Source organism: Paenibacillus rhizosphaerae (genome assembly GCF_014192015.1).
In the GTDB taxonomy this organism is placed as follows: Bacteria; Bacillota; Bacilli; order Paenibacillales; family Paenibacillaceae; genus Paenibacillus_AQ; species Paenibacillus_AQ rhizosphaerae.
The window spans coordinates 154069-170124 of the sequence record NZ_JACHXJ010000007.1 but is presented as its reverse complement, the minus strand read 5'-3'; the positions used below and the strand labels follow the sequence as shown (position 1 = coordinate 170124).

Sequence of the window (16056 nt, the reverse complement as noted above, 5' to 3'; positions counted from 1 at the left end):
GGAAGCTGAGCTATGATTGGAGACATACTTCTGGAAGTGGTGCTGCCCGTCTTTGTGCTGATTGGAATCGGTTCTTGGATGCAGCGCGTATTCCGCCTGGATTTGTACACATTGGCCAAAATCAATTTTTACTGTATAACCCCTGCCGCCGTCTTTATGAGCATGTATCATTCGGATATGTCGGGCGAGCTGCTCGGGAATGTGACGCTCTTTTATGCACTATATGTATTCATTCTATACATCATAGGGACCTTGGTCGCCCGCCCGCTGAAATTCACCAAAAGCATGCGCGCCGCGTTCAACAACAGCATCATGCTGGACAACTCGGGCAACTACGGGATGCCGATCAATGCCCTGGTGTTCAAGGCAGACCCTCTCGCCAGCTCCATGCAGGCACTGATCATGTCGCTGCAGAGCCTCCTGACATTCACTTATGGAGTCATATCGATTCAGGGCGCCAAGTTGAAGGGAAATTACCGCAGCATGATCATCGGCTTTCTGAAAATGCCGGTCCCGTATGCGCTCGTGCTCGGCATCGTGCTGCACGCCGTACATGCCCCGCTGCCCTTGTTCGTTTCGCAGCCGCTCACCTATGCCCAGCAGTCGATGGTGGCCGTCGCCCTGCTGACGCTGGGGGCTCAGATCGTCAAGTATCCGCTCAAGCTGTACCGGGTAGACGTATATATCAGCCTGTTCCTCCGCCTTATCATCGGCCCGGTCATCGGCGTAACGCTCGTGTTTGCGCTCGGAATGAAGGGTATTCCGGCCCAGGCGCTGCTCATCGCATCCGGCATGCCGACCGGGGTTAACACGTCGATTCTGGCGGAAGAGTATAACAACGAGCCGGATTTTGCGGCACAAACCGTTCTGATTTCCACGCTGTTTAACATTATTACGATTACGGGATTGATTTCACTGGCGAAAATGTTCTGAATAGAAAGAAATTGTTCTGAAATAGAGGCGAAATGCCTCTATTTTTTTGTATATATCGGCCAGGTCTGCTCCTGCCTAGCGGGAACCAAGGACGAATTGGCGCGGCGTGACGCCGAGCACCCGTTTGAAATGCCGGTGAAAATGGCTCTGATCGCTGAAATTAAGCGCTGCCGCCACTTCGTGAACGGGAAGACCGGACAACAGCAGCTGCTGTGACCTGCGGATCCGCTCCCGGATGACGTACTGATGCGGCGGCAGGCCTGTGGTCTGCTTAAACAGCCTGACCAGATGGGACGAGCTGATATGGGCGGCCGCAGCCAAGTCTTCGAGAGAGATATCCTGATCCAGAAACGCATCGATGTACTGCAGCACTTGATCCAGCTGATTTTTTCCCAGCTTATGCCGGGCGGCCTGACTCCCGGCTTTTGTGCCTGTACTGTAGCGGTCGACCATATGGACGGTGAGCATGCGCATCAAAGAATCCGAGTAGAGCCTGCCGCCCGGCCCTCCGCTTTGCTGTTCTTCGTGGAGCCAGCGGACCAGCTGAACGATCCGCTCATCCTGCAGCCGGATCTGGGTAGCGAAATCAATCTGTCCGGCTCCTCCGGGGAGTTCCAGTTCACCAGCCACCTTGTGGACCAGGTCAGGGCTCAGGTCAAGACGGTAGAAATCGAGTTCCCTGTCCCATTGGCACAATGACATGTCGCCTGCAGAGAATAAATTGATATGCCCCGGCAAGGCCACCCCTTCCCCGCTGTATCCGTCAGACCGCTCAAACACGCGGACCGGCTCCTTGGTACGGTGAACGACCATGAGATGCCCTGCTAATACCGGCTCAAAGGCCTCCTGCGGAGGGACTTGCTCCAAGCTGGACAACGTATACTCCGGCTTATCCACGATCCTGTTTTCATCCTTTCCCACTGCGGGTATCGGCAATACGCTCTCCTCCCTGCGGCTTTGATACAAATGAAACGCCTTTTTTTTCCATTCTAAACGCTGCTCACTTCCCTGACAAAGGGTACTTCGGCCCAAATGAGCATTTTGTTCAAAAAGACGATCAACCGGTTCAAGAAACCGTCCCCGGATTCCCCGTATACTTGGTTCAAGAAGGGCACTAACCCTATAACATGAATGGAGGCGTTGAAGCATGAAATATTCAAGACTCGGAAACTCGGGACTGATCGTGTCCAGACTGGCATTCGGAGCAATGACTTTTGGCACGGGAAACCTCCCAAGCGTCTATAAGGTAGGCCCATCGGCTGCCCGGCAGCTGGTGAATGAGGCGCTGGCGGCAGGCATCAATTTCTTCGATACCGCGGATGGTTATGCCGACGGGCAAAGCGAAGAAATGCTGGGACAGCTGCTCGGCTCCCGCCGACAGGAAGTGGTCATTGCCACCAAAGGCGGCTTCCGGGCGGGACCCGCGCTTGTTCAATCGGGCTTGTCCCGCAAGCATTTGTTTGCCGCCGCAGAGGCAAGCCTGAAACGCCTCAACACCGATTACATCGATTTGTACATCGTTCACAAGACAGATCCCTTCACGCCGCTGGAAGAGACCCTCGAAGCGCTGAACGACCTGGTCCGGCAGGGAAAAGTCCGCTATATCGGCTTCTCCAACTGGTCGGCCTGGCAGGCGGCCAAAGCGGTGCAAATCCAGCGCGAACGGGGCTGGGCCACCTTTATTAACGGTCAGATGTATTATTCCCTGGTCGGCAGGGACGTCGAATACGAAGTCCTGCCGTTTATGAAGGATGCGGGGGTCGGGCTGACGGTATGGAGCCCGCTGGCCAGCGGATTTCTGAGCGGCAAGTATACCCGCAGCAATTTGCAGGATCCGGACGGACGGCTGAGCGGCTTTGACATCATTCCGTTCGACAAGGAATGGGGATTTACCGTGCTGGACCACGTTCAAAGTATCGCCGGTGCGCACGGCGCTACGGCTGCGCAGGTATCGCTTGCCTGGCTGCTGTCCAAAGCCGGCGTCAGCAGCGTCCTGGTTGGCGCCAGCAAAATGAGCCAGCTGGAGGACAATTTGAAAGCCATCGACCTGGAGCCGAGCGCTGAGGAGATACTTCTTCTGGATCAAGCCACGCAGCCGCGCCCGCTCTATCCGAATTGGTTTGCCGATTCGATGCTGGATGCGGAGCATGTCAAGGCGTTGGGGTAACGTGAAGTACCGGCGGGAATCCGGTCTCGCCTTTCGGTGTTTATTTTCACCTATTTTCCGGCGTCGTTCATATTCAGTTCATAAACATCGTGTAATTTGGTTACATTCCAAAAAGCAATAGAGAAATGAGGGAGTTTGGAGTGAAATCAAATCGAAACACGCTGATTTTGATCGGACTGATGATTGGTTTAATTTTTGCGGAGCTGGACGAAACCGTCGTGTCCACGGCGATGCCCACCATCATCCGCGATTTGCACGGGCTGGCGCTGTATGGCTGGGTCGCCGGCATTTACATGCTGGCTGCGACCATATTCATGCCGATCCTCGGCAAGCTGGCCGACATTTATGGCCGGAAGGTCATTTATTTAAGCTGCATGGCGCTCTTTATTGCAGGCTCGATCGTGTGCGGCCTCGCTCCATCGATGGCGGTGCTGCTTATCGGCCGGGGCATTCAGGGCATTGGAGCCGGAGGGCTCATGCCGATCGCCCTGGTCATCATCGGGGATTCGTATCCGCTGGAGAAACGGGCCAAAATCCAGAGCTTGTTCGGCCCCATGATGATCATTCCCCAGCTGCTGGGTCCGACGGTCGGCGGCTACCTGGTCGGCCATGTCAACTGGCACTGGGTGTTCCTGATCAACATTCCGGTCGGCCTGATCGCCGCCTTGGTGCTCGGGATCGGCATGCGGGAATCGCGCGGGAATGAGAGAAAGCCGATCGACTGGCTCGGTTCCGCCGTGCTTACTTTAAGCATGCTGTCCCTGCTCATGTCGCCCGTATTGGTTGATAACCAAGGCCTCGCCTGGTCGTCGCCGACGATTATCGGGCTGCTGGTACTCGGGGCTGTACTGCTCGGCCTGTTTATCTGGATCGAGACCAAGGTCAAGGAACCGATCATCCCGCTGCATTTGTTCCGTAACCGCAACGTAGTCGTGCTGTCGCTGCTGGTCTTTATTCTCATGCTCGGCCTGATGGGCGGCATTGCGACCTTCCCGTACTTTGCCCAAAATGTGATGGGGATGACGCCAACGCAGTCCGGGTATCTCATGCTGGCGTTCATGGCCGGCGCCATTCCGTCGAGCATCGTCAACGGATTTTTGATCACCCGGGTTCCATACCGCAATCTGTTTATCATTTGCTTTATCCTGCCGGTCATCGGCATCTATCTGCTGACGCAGCTTGGCATTCACACGTCCGTGGTTTATATCGTCGCTTCCTTCTTTATTCTGGGCCTCGGCCTCGGCGCCCTGTTCGGCGGCGACAATCTGATCGTGCAGGAATCGGTCTCCAAGGAAAACAGCGGCATTGCGCTCGGCACCGTGCAGCTGATCCAATCGCTCGGCACGACGATTGGCCTCAGCGTCTTCGGCAGCCTGCTTGCCAAGCATATCAAAGACGGCGTCTCCTCCATTGCCGGACAGCTTCCTGCAGGAAGCGCAGAGCACCTGGCTACGGGAGGCATTCCGACAAATCTTGCGCCGGACCTGCTGCTGAAGGTGCAGACCGTCTTTGTGGACGCGTTCCAAAACTTGTTCGGCATCGCATTCGTGTTTATCCTGGTATCCTTTGTCATCACCTGGTTTTTGAAAAAGGGCGTGCTCACCAGCAAAGAGACGGCGGCCGAGTCGGGACACAGCTGAGACGGCGGTCCGTAGTTATAAAGTTATAAATACGGCTGAATGCATCTCTAATCAGGCATTACAATCAAAAATAAATAGCGACGGTCCCGGGACAAAAAAACAACATCCCGGGCTGTCGCTATTTCATTTCCAGCTATCCCCTGCTTCTATTCCCCCGTTTTGGCAAACCGCCCGATTCTTTCGCCAATCTGATCGCGTACACGCTGAAATACGGCCCATTTCTCATCATCTGTGCCTTGGGCTTTCGCCGGATCGTCAAATCCCCAATGCTCACGTCTGACTTGTGGAGGGGTTACAGGGCATTTATCGGCCGCATCACCGCAGAGGGTAATCACTACATCGGCGTTATTCAGGATTTCCGGATCGATGATGTCGGAAGTTTGATTTGAAATATCAATACCCACCTCATGCATAGCTTTTACAGCATTCGGGTTAAGTCCGTGAGCTTCAATGCCCGCACTCAGCACATTCCAGTCGTCACCAAGATGTTTTTTCGCCCACCCTTCAGCCATTTGACTCCGGCAGGAATTGCCTGTGCACAAAAAGTAAATTGTTTTCTTGTTCATGTGAGCATGTCTCCTCTCCATATGAAAATTATAAAATCGCCAACAACAAATACAGGCCCAGCAGCGTAATCAAAAGGGTAGGAATCGTCAGGATGATGCCGGTTCTAAAATACGTCCCCCAGGAGATTTTGACCCCTTTGGCGGACAGCACATGAAGCCAAAGGAGCGTCGCCAGAGATCCAATGGGAGTCATCTTCGGTCCTAAGTCGGAACCGATAACATTGGCATACGCCAGAGCCTCTTTGATGGCATCGGTGGTGTGGGTTGATTGTATGGCCAGCGCATCAATCATGACGGTGGGCAAATTGTTCATGACAGATGACAGCACAGCAGATAAAAAGCCCATCGATATTGTCGCCGCAAACAATCCCTGATCTGCTGCCGACTGAATGACTTGTGCTAACAAGTCCGTCAGCCCGGCATTCCGCAAGCCATACACCACCACATACATGCCAATGGAGAAAAAGACGATGGCCCACGGGGCTCCCTTAACCACATCTTTGACTGGAACTATTGGACTTTTTCTTGCCATAAGCAGAAAGAAGATCGCGATTACACCAGCGACGATAGACACCGGTAAATTTAGAAATTCGCTCGCAAAGTATCCTGCCAGCAGAATGACAAGCACAACCCAGGATAATCTGAACATTTTAGGATCCTTGATCGCATCCTCCGGGTTCCTCAGATCGGCCGTATCAAACTTCGGGGGGATGCTCTTTCGGAAAAACAGGTAGAGAACGATGATGCTGGCTCCTAGAGCAAATAAGTCCGGGATGATCATATGGCCGGCGTATTCCATGAAAGAAATACCGAAGAAGTCGGCAGACACGATATTTACGAGGTTGCTGACAACCAGCGGCAGTGAAGTCGTATCCGCAATAAACCCGCTGGCGATGATGAACGGGAATACCTTCTTTTCATCGAATCTAAGCGCCCGCACCATCGCGAGGACGATAGGCGTCAGGATCAACGCGGCACCGTCATTTGCAAAAAATGCAGCCACAACGGCACCGAGGAATGAGACATAAATAAACATCCGCATGCCGCTGCCGCGAGCGGCCCTTGCCATATGGAGCGCAGCCCACTCAAAAAATCCGATGCTGTCCAAAATCAGCGAAATAAGGATGATGGCTACAAAAGCGAGCGTAGCATTCCAGACGATTTGCGTGACATCCCAAACGTCTTGGAATCGAACCACTCCAACAAGCAGGGCAAGAACAGCGCCTCCGCAGGCTGACCACCCGATAGACAGGTTTTTGGGCTGCCAGATGACGAGAATTAATGTGATCAAAAATATGACGCAAGCCAATACAACGGTTACCATTTCAACCTCCGTGCGAACTGTCGCTCTTCATGTTTGTAAACATTCGCAAATCATTATATAACTATGTACTTATATGATCAACAAAAAAACTTACTTGCACACCGAAGTTACATGTTGTTTGTTTAGTACGGATAATATGGTTTTGGAATCGGGCGTGTAGTCCAATACAGCCTTGATATATGATTTATCATCGACATGTAAGGAGTAGTACACCCATTGTCCGCGCTTACTTTCCTTCACCATGCCCTGAGATTTCAGCTTTCTTAAATGCTGGCTTACAGCAGGCTGGGAAATCTCCAGGATCTCAACAAGCTCACAAACACAAAATTCCCGGTCCTTCAGTAAGGATAGTATGGTAAGGCGGGTGTAATCGCTGAGCAGCTTCAGCTTGTCTGCCATTTCGCGAATTTGTTCCATAAGGGCCCTCCTCTTCTGGTGATATATAAGCGAATGTTTATATGATATGATGATGAGAAATAAAAATCAAATCCATAAAAATTCGCTTATTCTCCAAAAAAACATTTGCAATTTGCAATTAATTGCAGTATAAATGAATCATGAGGTGAAAACGTAATGGAAAGCACTCGCGAACTATTCCAGATCATGACCCGCCGTTTTGGCTTACTCAATAAAAATTGCTGCACTGTGGGCGGGCATGATATTACACCAGTTCAAAGTCACATTTTGTTCGAGGTCGACCGCCAACATCATCCTTCGATCCAACAGATTGCAGAAACATTAGGCACCGATATCACAACATTCAGCCGCCAAATACAATCATTGATCAAAATGAACCTGATTAAAAAGACACCTGATCCCACAGATCGCCGGGTTTCCACGCTCGCTCTAACGGTTGAAGGGAAATACGTCGCTACCACCATCGACCATCAAATGAACGCGTATTTGGATGACGTATTTTCTTATATGACCGAGTTTGAAAAAGAGACCGTTCTCCGGTCCATAAAATTGATGAATGAAGCGATGGCCAAATCCGATTATTGCTGCAAACCAATGTTAGGGTAATTTTTTTTACCCTTAAATACTTGTATTTTGCAATAAATCCTTGTGTACACGCCTTGATCTGATGTCAAATGGCTTTGCTGCTTCCCGCGGCGGGTCATTCAACATACACAACCATTAAAAGGAGGTCCTCCAATGTACGATCACTTTTACACCGCCGAGTACCTAATGAAAATGAACGAACAACAAGTGCAAAAAACGGCCCGGCAAGCATGGAAATGGTCCACGGAAAAACCAAAGATGGGCAGGTATAGGTTCCTGGACTCTGTCCGTAAAGCGAAGACAGTCCCTTGCTGCTCTCAACCCATTCAGGCTTGCTGCTAAAATGCTGCTGACCATTGATCGAATCCAAACCCATTCTAAGGAGTGTTATCCATGTTAAAGTTAACGAATGATGAAATCCGCCAAAACGTGCGTAGCCGATATAAGCAGATTGCCGTTGCCGAGATGAATGTTGAATCTTGCTGCCAGCCGGACAACAGCCAAGCCAGCTGCTGCAGCACGCCTTCCGATTTTAATTCGATTTCAAGCCAATTAGGTTACTCTGAGGACGAATTAAACGCGGCACCTGAAGGCGCAAATCTTGGTCTGGGATGCGGTAACCCGCAAGCCATTGCTTCTTTGAAAGCTGGTGAAGTGGTGCTGGATTTGGGAAGCGGTGGAGGATTTGATTGTTTTCTGGCATCGCGGCAGGTGGGAGATACCGGGAAAGTCATCGGCGTCGACATGACTCCCGAAATGGTCAGCCGCGCACGCAGCAATGCCGTGAAAGGCAATTTCAAGAACACCGATTTCCGTCTGGGGGAAATTGAACATCTTCCCGTCGCTGATCAAACGGTAGATGCCATTATTTCGAACTGCGTGGTCAATCTATCTCCGGATAAGCAGCAGGTGTTTTATGATTCTTTCCGTGTACTAAAAAGCGGGGGCCGTCTGGCCATTTCGGATATTGTTACAACAGCAGATTTACCTCCCGAGATTAAAAACGACCTGGATGAATTGTATTCAGGCTGCATTTCAGGGGCTTCTTCCATCAGCGAAATTGAAGCGATGCTTAGACAAAGCGGGTTTACAAACATTAGCGTTGAACCTAAGGATGAGTCCAAAGCATTTATTAAGGATTGGGTTCAAGGATCGAATATTGAGGATTATATTGTTTCGGCTGTCATCCAAGCCACCAAGCCTTAAGCTTGTAGAATGCCGTTCTGTTCCCCCATGCCCACCCATATTATGGCTCTCGTTCCAATCGAGATGTGTTATATTAGTACCATCTCGGTTAAATACATAATTATGGAATTTTTAGGGGTGAACAGCTATTGGATTTGGAAAGAAGGATTGAACAGCTCGAGGCGAAAATGAAAGCGATGGAGCTGGAGCTGAACGAACTTAGACGGGAGAGGCCGGGTATGGGCGATCCTCGGCAGCAGCCGGTGAATCCGTCAGCCCAGGCCCAGCGGCCGGTGCAGCCTCAGGTTTCGCCTCAGGCTCCCTATGCGGGGCCGCAGGTACCGGGCGCTGCATACCCGAACCCGCCCGGAACACAACCTTACCAGGGGCATCCAGGCCAGCAGCCGATGCCTGGGCGGCCGGGAGTGCCGGGGTATCCAGGAGTTCCCGGCATGGGGCCGTATCCGGGCCAGCCGGGAACCGCAGGGTACCAGGCGCATGCTGGCCCGCACCAAGGCCAGCCGGGCCAAGGGCCGTACTATGGCCAGCCTCATCCCGCCGGGCCGCAGGCCCAGCGGCCGCCCAAGCCGCCAAAGCCGCCCGTGGACTGGGAGCATGCCATCGCCCGGGTGTGGCTGCCGCGCGTGTTTATCGTCGTGCTGCTGCTCGGCGTCCTGTGGGGCTTTATCGCCGCCGTGTCGGCGGGGTATCTGACGCAGCCGGTACGCTGCCTTCTCGGCCTGGTCGCTGCCGGCGCCATGTACTTCTTCGGGGAGCGACAGGTCCGGGCGCGGCGGGAAGGATTGGCGCAGGTGCTGCTCGGCGGCTCCGTCGCCGTGCTCATGCTGACCTTTTTTGCGGCGCATCATCTATATGAATTGATCCCGTCCTGGTTAGCTTTCCTATTATATATCCTGTCCATCGCCCTGGGGGTGTGGACCGCCGTAAGGCGCCGCTCCCAGACGCTCGTGATCATCATGACGGTCGGCGGTTATCTCATTCCGTTCCTGGTGAAATCCACGGAGCCGAACGCCTGGATCGCCACTGGTTTCGAGCTCGTCTTTTCCCTGGCGATGACGGCGCTGTCGATCCGCTTTGCTTACCGCGCCGCCTACTTCGTGTCCATCGGCGTGCTGCATCTGCCGCTGATGATTCTATATATGGCGGGTGATTTCGAAGGCAGCCGGCATGTCTTCCTCGGCGCGGTATTCCTGCAGCACGCCCTGCTGCTCGTCCTCTCGCTGGTCCGTCCGTACCGCCATCGCGTGGACGAAACGGTGTCGCTCATGACCGGCTTCGGCCTGGTCGTGCTGTGGATTTACGCTTTGTACAATCAGGCGGGCGGACCCGGTCCCGAATCGATGATGATGATCATCTGGGCCGTCATTTACAGCCTGATCGCCCTCTGGCGGGTGATGAGCGGCCGCGTTCCGCATGAATACATGGCGATCGCGACCTGTGCATGGCTCATCTGGCTGGTTGAAATCGTCAGCCGGGAGGCGCTGCCGCTGTCGGTCCTGATCGAGGCGTCTCTGGGGCTCGGCCTCGGCATCCTCCTGAGAAGCCGGATGCAGCAGATCACGTCCGCCGTCCTGTATTTGTATGGGGGTCTGAGCATTCTGCAGCTGATCATTCACGAGATCCTGTCGGTCGAAACGCTGTCCTGGATCGTGCTCCTGGCCAGCCTGGCAGGTTTATCGGCGGTTCTCCGCAGACATTTGGCCGAAGAGTGGCAGCGGAAAGTGCCGGATATCCTGATGTGGTCCGCCGCGCTGCTGTCCATCGTCTTCCTGACGGAGGCGACCCAGGTACTGACGCGGAACCTGTCAATCGACCTGCAGCATTTGATCCTGTCGGCCGAATACGCGCTCTATGCGATCATCGTCATTATTTACGGCGTGATGGTGCGCAAGTCGATGGTCCGCCTGGCCGGCCTGATCGTCCTGCTGATTACGCTGCTCAAGGTCATCTTCTTCGACCTGCCGGACGTGTCGCTGGCCGTGCGGGCAATCCTGTTCATCGGTCTGGGCGTCGCCGGGATTGCCGTTTCCCGGATTTTGTACAAACGCAAAGGGACCGATACCCCAGCACCGCCAGGACCTCCACCGGGATCTCCGCCGCTCCCGCCGGAATAAATACGAAATGACCGCACCGCGCGAGAGTTATTCTATTGGACTCAAAACGCGATGGCACAAAGCCGTGCCTGTCGATCTCCAACAATAAAGGGTACCTGTACATCCCCGATGGATGCAGGTACCCTTTTTTTCAATTAAAACAGCCAACCACCCACTATCCGCCCAGCAGAACGGATCTCAGCTCCTCGTAACCCCCCAGCATATGCTGGGGCTGATGTCCGGTCGCGAACGGTCCGACCTTTCGATGGTTAAACCAGACGGATGTCCACCCCGCCCCCAGCGCACCAATGACATCGTTGTTCCAGGAGTCGCCGATGTACCAGCTTGCCGCAGGCTCCGTTGCCGTCACCTCATTGACATGGCGGAACAGCCGGGGATCCGGCTTGTCGATGCCCACTGCTCCGGACACGAATACGCGGTCCAGTCCCACAAGCTTGTCCAGCCCGAGCGCACGGACTTTGTTCATCTGGTGTTCCTTCGGGCCATTGGTGATCACACCAACCACATCGCCCCTCTCCTGCAGCTCCCGGATCAGCTCCTGCGCCCCCGCAAAGAGGCGGATATCGAACTGCCCTTCCAAATAGGCCGCCTGAATCGCAGACGCCTGCTCCCGGTCCACATCGATGCCGAACTCCGCAAGGGCCAAACGAATCCGCTGCTCGCGCATGTCCTCCAGATCCCCCGCATTCGCCGGATCATTCACATGACCATGCCGGGCCGACAGCAAGTCGCTGTAATGCCGGAACCGGTGGTACACTTGTTCATAAGGAAAGCCGTCCGGCGGCGATATCAAGCGATCGAGCGCCTGCCGCAGCGGTTCCAGATGGTCATACAGCGTATCATCCACGTCAAAAAATACCGCTCGTTGTTCACCCATTTTTATTTTCTCCCCCTCTGCCTGTCCACGATCACATGCCGGCCGCTGCCCTCATTAGCCATCATATTGTACCATACAGCAGGCATTCAGGGCTCCTTAGCCCTTGTTTCAGCAGGGCAGAATCCGGTTAACGGCTTTATGATAAGCCCTTTCAATTGTGACGAAACTGGCAACATTGACAAAGCCTTGTGCAATTTTGAACAAAAATGAAAATCCCCGATTTTCAGCGATTACAGTGATTTTTCGCACAATTTGAGGTTTTTTTATAAATCATGTGAAGATGTTCACAGAATAATTGTAAATGATTTACTTTTATTACTTTTGTTGCATTTGTTTTCGTCCCCCCGGATTACTAAGCTATGGCTATAAGGTTCATTATTTTTAGACCAATTCAGCTACATGTAACGCTAGAAAGGAGCTCACTGTGAAGAAAAAAAGATGGTTATTTTTTGGTTTATTTGTATCCATCATGTTGCTGCTTAGCGGATGCGACTCGTCGTCACTCATCGTGCTAGATCCGAAAGGTCCGCAGGCAAAAACGCAATCCAGCACGATTATTTTCTCCATCCTGATGATGGCCTTCGTCTTGATTGTTGTTTACATCTTGTACATCATCATGCTGACCAAATACCGGGCAAGCAAAACCAGTGACGATTATATCCCGCCTCATATAGAAGGTAACAAATGGCTCGAGTTCACCTGGATTGCGATTCCGGTTATCATTGTGGCCATTCTATCGGTTGTCACGGTCAAAACGACCAGTGCGGTGGAAAGTGTTCCTGCCGGTTACGAGGATCAGAAGCCGCTTGTTATCTATGCCGCATCGTCCAACTGGAAATGGCACTTCAGTTATCCTGAAGAAGGCGTTGAAACGGTGAACTATGTGAATATTCCTACAAACCGGCCGATCGAGTTCCGCCTGTATTCTTACGGACCGATTACGAGCTTCTGGGTGCCGCAGCTTGGCGGACAGAAGTACGCCATGAGCGACATGGTCAACACGCTTCACCTGCTGGCCGACACACCGGGTTCCTTCATGGGACGTAACTCCAACTTCTCCGGTAAAGGCTATGCGCAGATGGAGTTCGAGGTACAGTCCATGAGCGCCGGAGACTTCAGCAAATGGGTCGACGACGTGAAGAAAACCGCCCCACAATTGACCGAGGACAAATTTAACGCTCTGCTGAAAACGTCCTACGTTGGACGGGAATCCTTCTCTTCCACGCACCTCGGGTTCAACCCGCCGCCTGAAATGGATATGTCCGAAGGACATCACGGCAGCGGCAGCACGGAGAAAGATTCCGGCTCGGAAACGATGGATCATTCGGATATGAGCCATATGGAAGATATGGGGTCCATGGAACATGGAAACTAACATCTACTGGAAAGGAGACCTACCTGCATGAAATGGGACGAATTTTTTGTTACCGGTGAGCCGATGATCTATGCTGCCATGGTCAGTATCGTCGTCGTTTCCATCGCCATCCTGATCGGCCTGACCTATTTTAAAAAGTGGGGCTATCTGTGGCGCGAATGGCTCACAACGGTTGACCATAAGCGGATCGGGGTCATGTACATCCTGTCCGCACTCATCATGCTGTTCCGCGGCGGGGTCGACGCCCTGCTGATGCGTACGCAGCTCGCGGCTCCGGAAATGAAGTTTCTGGATGCGCAGCACTATAACGAAATCTTTACGACGCACGGCGTTATCATGATCCTGTTCATGGCGATGCCGTTCGTTATCGGACTTATGAACGTTGTCGTTCCGCTGCAAATCGGGGCGCGCGACGTAGCTTTCCCTAGACTGAACGCCGTCAGCTTCTGGATGTTCTTCTTCGGAGCCATGCTGTTCAACATTTCCTTCGTCATCGGGGGATCGCCGGATGCCGGCTGGACCGCATACTTCCCGCTGGCGAGCCTGGAGTTCAGCCCGACCGTAGGTAACAACTTCTACTCTCTGGCCCTTCAGATTTCCGGTATCGGTACGCTGATGACCGGTGTCAACTTTATCGTAACGATTCTGAAAATGCGTGCGCCAGGCATGAAGCTGATGCGCATGCCGATGTTTACCTGGTCCGTCCTGATTACGAACGTTATCATCCTGTTCGCATTCCCGGTTCTGACCGTTGCCCTTGCCCTGATGATGTTCGACCGCATCTTTGGCAGCCAGTTCTTTACGATGGCGAACGGCGGCATGGATATGCTCTGGGCCAACCTGTTCTGGGTATGGGGACACCCTGAAGTATATATCGTTATTTTGCCGGCCTTCGGTATATTCAGTGATATTATTTCCACGTTCTCGAAAAAGAATTTGTACGGTTATAAATCGATGGTCGCCAGTATGGTAGTTATCTCGCTCCTGTCCTTTATCGTATGGGCTCACCACTTCTATACGATGGGCGCGGGCGTTATGGTCAACGGCTTCTTCTCCATCACGACGATGGCGATTGCCGTACCGACCGGCGTAAAAATATTCAACTGGCTCTTTACCTTGCAGAAAGGTAAAATCTCGTTCACAACACCGATGCTGTACGCCATGGCCTTTATTCCGATCTTTACGATCGGCGGCGTAACCGGCGTCATGCTGGCGATGGCCAGCGCGGACTACCAGTACCATAACACGATGTTCCTGGTTGCCCACTTCCACTATGTATTGATTCCGGGTACCGTCTTCGGGGTTCTGGCAGGCATGTACTTCTGGTTCCCGAAAATTTTCGGTTTCCGTCTGAACGAGAAGCTCGGCAAGACCGCCTTCTGGCTTATCGTCGTCGGCTTCAACACGGCCTTCCTGCCACTGTTCTTCCTTGGACTGAGCGGCATGACGCGCCGGATGTACACGTACTCGGCCGATACCGGCTTTGGACCGCTGAACATGGTAGCTACGATCGGTGCCTTTATCCTGGCCATCGGCTTTGTCGTTCTGTGCTACAACTTCTACTGGAGCTTCCGTTACAGCCCTCGCGACGAGAACGGAGACCCATGGGATGCACGTACGCTGGAATGGAGTACGCCAAGCCCTGTGCCGGTGTACAACTTCGCCAAGGTACCTAACGTCAAATCCATGGATGCACTGTGGGAAGCAAAAGTCAACGGGGTGCCTCTCTACGAGGAAGGCCCTTACGAACCGATTCATATGCCTAACAACAGCGGTCAACCGTTTATTCTCGGTCTCATTATGTTTTTCCTAGGCTTTTTCCTGGTATTCAGCTGGTTCATTCCGGCGATTATCGCAGGTATTGCTGTCGTGGTGATGCTGGCCCTCCGTTCCTTCGAACGCGACCACGGCTACCACATCCCACCGGAGGAAATTGCCGCTACTGAACAGAAATTGCGGGGTGATTCCGTATGAAAATAAATGATTCACTGCCACTCGAGTATAGAACGGAGGAGAACAGCAACAAGATCTTCGGGTTCTGGCTCTTCCTCGGGGCAGAGATCGCCCTCTTCTCCACGCTGTTCGCCGTCTATTTGACGCTGTGGAACCGGACGGGGAGCGGCCCGACGGGGAAAGAGCTGTTCGAACTGAACGGCGTCATCTGGGAGACGTTCCTGCTCCTGACCAGTAGTTTCACCTGCGGCCTTGGCATTCACGCCATGCGCCTCAATCTGAAGAAGCCGATGATCGTCTTCTTCGTCCTTACACTGCTCATGGGCCTCGGCTTCCTGGGCATTGAGATCACCGAGTTTGTCAACTACGTTCACGAAGGCGCCACGCTGCAAACGAGCGCGTTCCTGTCCAGCTTGTTCGTCCTGCTCGGTACCCACGGTCTCCACGTGACAATGGGTATTCTCTGGGGCGCCGGCATCCTGATTCAGGTCGGCCGTCAAGGCTTTACGGATGAAACGGCGAACAAATCGTTCATCTTCTCGCTGTACTGGCACTTCCTTGACGTTGTCTGGATCTTCATCTTCAGCTTTGTCTACATGAAAGGACTGATGTAATATGGCACGTTTATTTCCAATACGGCACGTGATCGGATACATCTTCTCGCTGATCCTTTCAGTGGTTGGACTGGGCGTTGTGTTCTGGGATTTGAACCCGACCGCCGGACTCTGGATCCTGATCGTGTGTGCGCTCATCCAGGCGTCGCTGCAGCTCGTACTGTTCATGCATATCGGCGAGACCGACAACAAAAAGTCGCTGTACTTTAACATTGCGTATGCGTTGTTCGTCGGACTGGTTACGATCTTCGGTACACTCTTCACGATGCTGTGGGGATGGTAAGA

General features: G+C 53.0%; 15 protein-coding genes. 10 read left to right on the top strand and 5 right to left on the bottom strand.

Annotation, left to right across the window (positions count from 1 at the left end; genetic code table 11):
• Positions 1-12: 12 nt before the first annotated feature.
• The gene (locus FHS19_RS30895; protein WP_183586657.1) at positions 13-933 is read left to right on the top strand and encodes an AEC family transporter; all 921 of its coding nucleotides are present in this window, start codon (positions 13-15) and stop codon (positions 931-933) included.
• Positions 934-1008: 75 nt separating this feature from the next.
• On the opposite strand, the gene FHS19_RS30890 is transcribed toward FHS19_RS30895, so the two are convergent.
• A complete protein-coding gene (locus FHS19_RS30890; RefSeq protein WP_204797561.1) occupies positions 1009-1869 on the bottom strand; it encodes a helix-turn-helix transcriptional regulator in 861 nt (286 codons plus the stop codon).
• Between the two features lie 211 nt (positions 1870-2080).
• Between FHS19_RS30890 and FHS19_RS30885 the strand changes: the two genes are divergently transcribed.
• Positions 2081-3100, top strand: a complete 1020-nt coding sequence (locus tag FHS19_RS30885; protein WP_183586655.1) for an aldo/keto reductase — start codon at positions 2081-2083, stop codon at positions 3098-3100.
• 140 nt (positions 3101-3240) lie between these two features.
• Positions 3241-4740 carry an MDR family MFS transporter gene (locus FHS19_RS30880; RefSeq protein ID WP_312887381.1) on the top strand — a complete coding sequence of 500 codons (1500 nt, stop codon included), beginning with the start codon at positions 3241-3243 and terminating at the stop codon, positions 4738-4740.
• A 146-nt stretch (positions 4741-4886) separates the two neighbouring features.
• On the opposite strand, the gene arsC is transcribed toward FHS19_RS30880, so the two are convergent.
• From arsC to FHS19_RS30865, 3 genes are all read right to left on the bottom strand, one after another.
• Positions 4887-5306, bottom strand: a complete 420-nt coding sequence (gene arsC, locus FHS19_RS30875) for an arsenate reductase (thioredoxin) (protein WP_183586651.1) — start codon at positions 5304-5306, stop codon at positions 4887-4889.
• A 28-nt stretch (positions 5307-5334) separates the two neighbouring features.
• On the bottom strand, positions 5335-6630 hold the full coding sequence (locus tag FHS19_RS30870) for an arsenic transporter (RefSeq protein WP_183586649.1): 1296 nt from the start codon (positions 6628-6630) through the stop codon (positions 5335-5337).
• 90 nt (positions 6631-6720) lie between these two features.
• Complete coding sequence (locus FHS19_RS30865) at positions 6721-7047, bottom strand: ArsR/SmtB family transcription factor (RefSeq protein WP_183586647.1); 327 nt, start codon at positions 7045-7047, stop codon at positions 6721-6723.
• 156 nt (positions 7048-7203) lie between these two features.
• Between FHS19_RS30865 and FHS19_RS30860 the strand changes: the two genes are divergently transcribed.
• The 3 genes from FHS19_RS30860 to FHS19_RS30850 all read left to right on the top strand — a co-directional run bounded on the left by FHS19_RS30860 (position 7204) and on the right by FHS19_RS30850 (position 10952).
• The gene (locus FHS19_RS30860; protein ID WP_183586645.1) at positions 7204-7653 is read left to right on the top strand and encodes a MarR family winged helix-turn-helix transcriptional regulator; all 450 of its coding nucleotides are present in this window, start codon (positions 7204-7206) and stop codon (positions 7651-7653) included.
• 372 nt (positions 7654-8025) lie between these two features.
• The gene (locus FHS19_RS30855; protein ID WP_183586643.1) at positions 8026-8838 is read left to right on the top strand and encodes an arsenite methyltransferase; all 813 of its coding nucleotides are present in this window, start codon (positions 8026-8028) and stop codon (positions 8836-8838) included.
• 128 nt (positions 8839-8966) lie between these two features.
• A complete protein-coding gene (locus tag FHS19_RS30850; protein WP_183586641.1) occupies positions 8967-10952 on the top strand; it encodes a DUF2339 domain-containing protein in 1986 nt (661 codons plus the stop codon).
• Positions 10953-11106: 154 nt separating this feature from the next.
• Here the strand turns inward: FHS19_RS30850 and FHS19_RS30845 are convergent, their stop codons facing one another.
• Positions 11107-11829: an HAD family hydrolase gene (locus FHS19_RS30845; protein ID WP_183586639.1), complete on the bottom strand. Its 723-nt coding sequence runs from the start codon at positions 11827-11829 to the stop codon at positions 11107-11109.
• 424 nt (positions 11830-12253) lie between these two features.
• Between FHS19_RS30845 and qoxA the strand changes: the two genes are divergently transcribed.
• From qoxA to qoxD, 4 genes are read left to right on the top strand one after another with little or no spacing between them, the layout of a single operon-like run.
• The gene (gene qoxA, locus FHS19_RS30840) at positions 12254-13204 is read left to right on the top strand and encodes a cytochrome aa3 quinol oxidase subunit II (protein ID WP_376772003.1); all 951 of its coding nucleotides are present in this window, start codon (positions 12254-12256) and stop codon (positions 13202-13204) included.
• A gap of 27 nt (positions 13205-13231) precedes the next feature.
• Positions 13232-15178, top strand: a complete 1947-nt coding sequence (gene qoxB / locus FHS19_RS30835) for a cytochrome aa3 quinol oxidase subunit I (RefSeq protein ID WP_183586637.1) — start codon at positions 13232-13234, stop codon at positions 15176-15178.
• Complete coding sequence (gene qoxC, locus FHS19_RS30830; protein ID WP_183586635.1) at positions 15175-15771, top strand: cytochrome aa3 quinol oxidase subunit III; 597 nt, start codon at positions 15175-15177, stop codon at positions 15769-15771. The genes qoxB and qoxC overlap by 4 nt, the downstream gene beginning before the upstream one ends.
• Before the next feature lies 1 nt (position 15772).
• Positions 15773-16054 (top strand): cytochrome aa3 quinol oxidase subunit IV, encoded by a 282-nt coding sequence (gene qoxD / locus FHS19_RS30825; protein ID WP_076173618.1) that lies wholly within the window; start codon positions 15773-15775, stop codon positions 16052-16054.
• Positions 16055-16056: the final 2 nt, after the last annotated feature.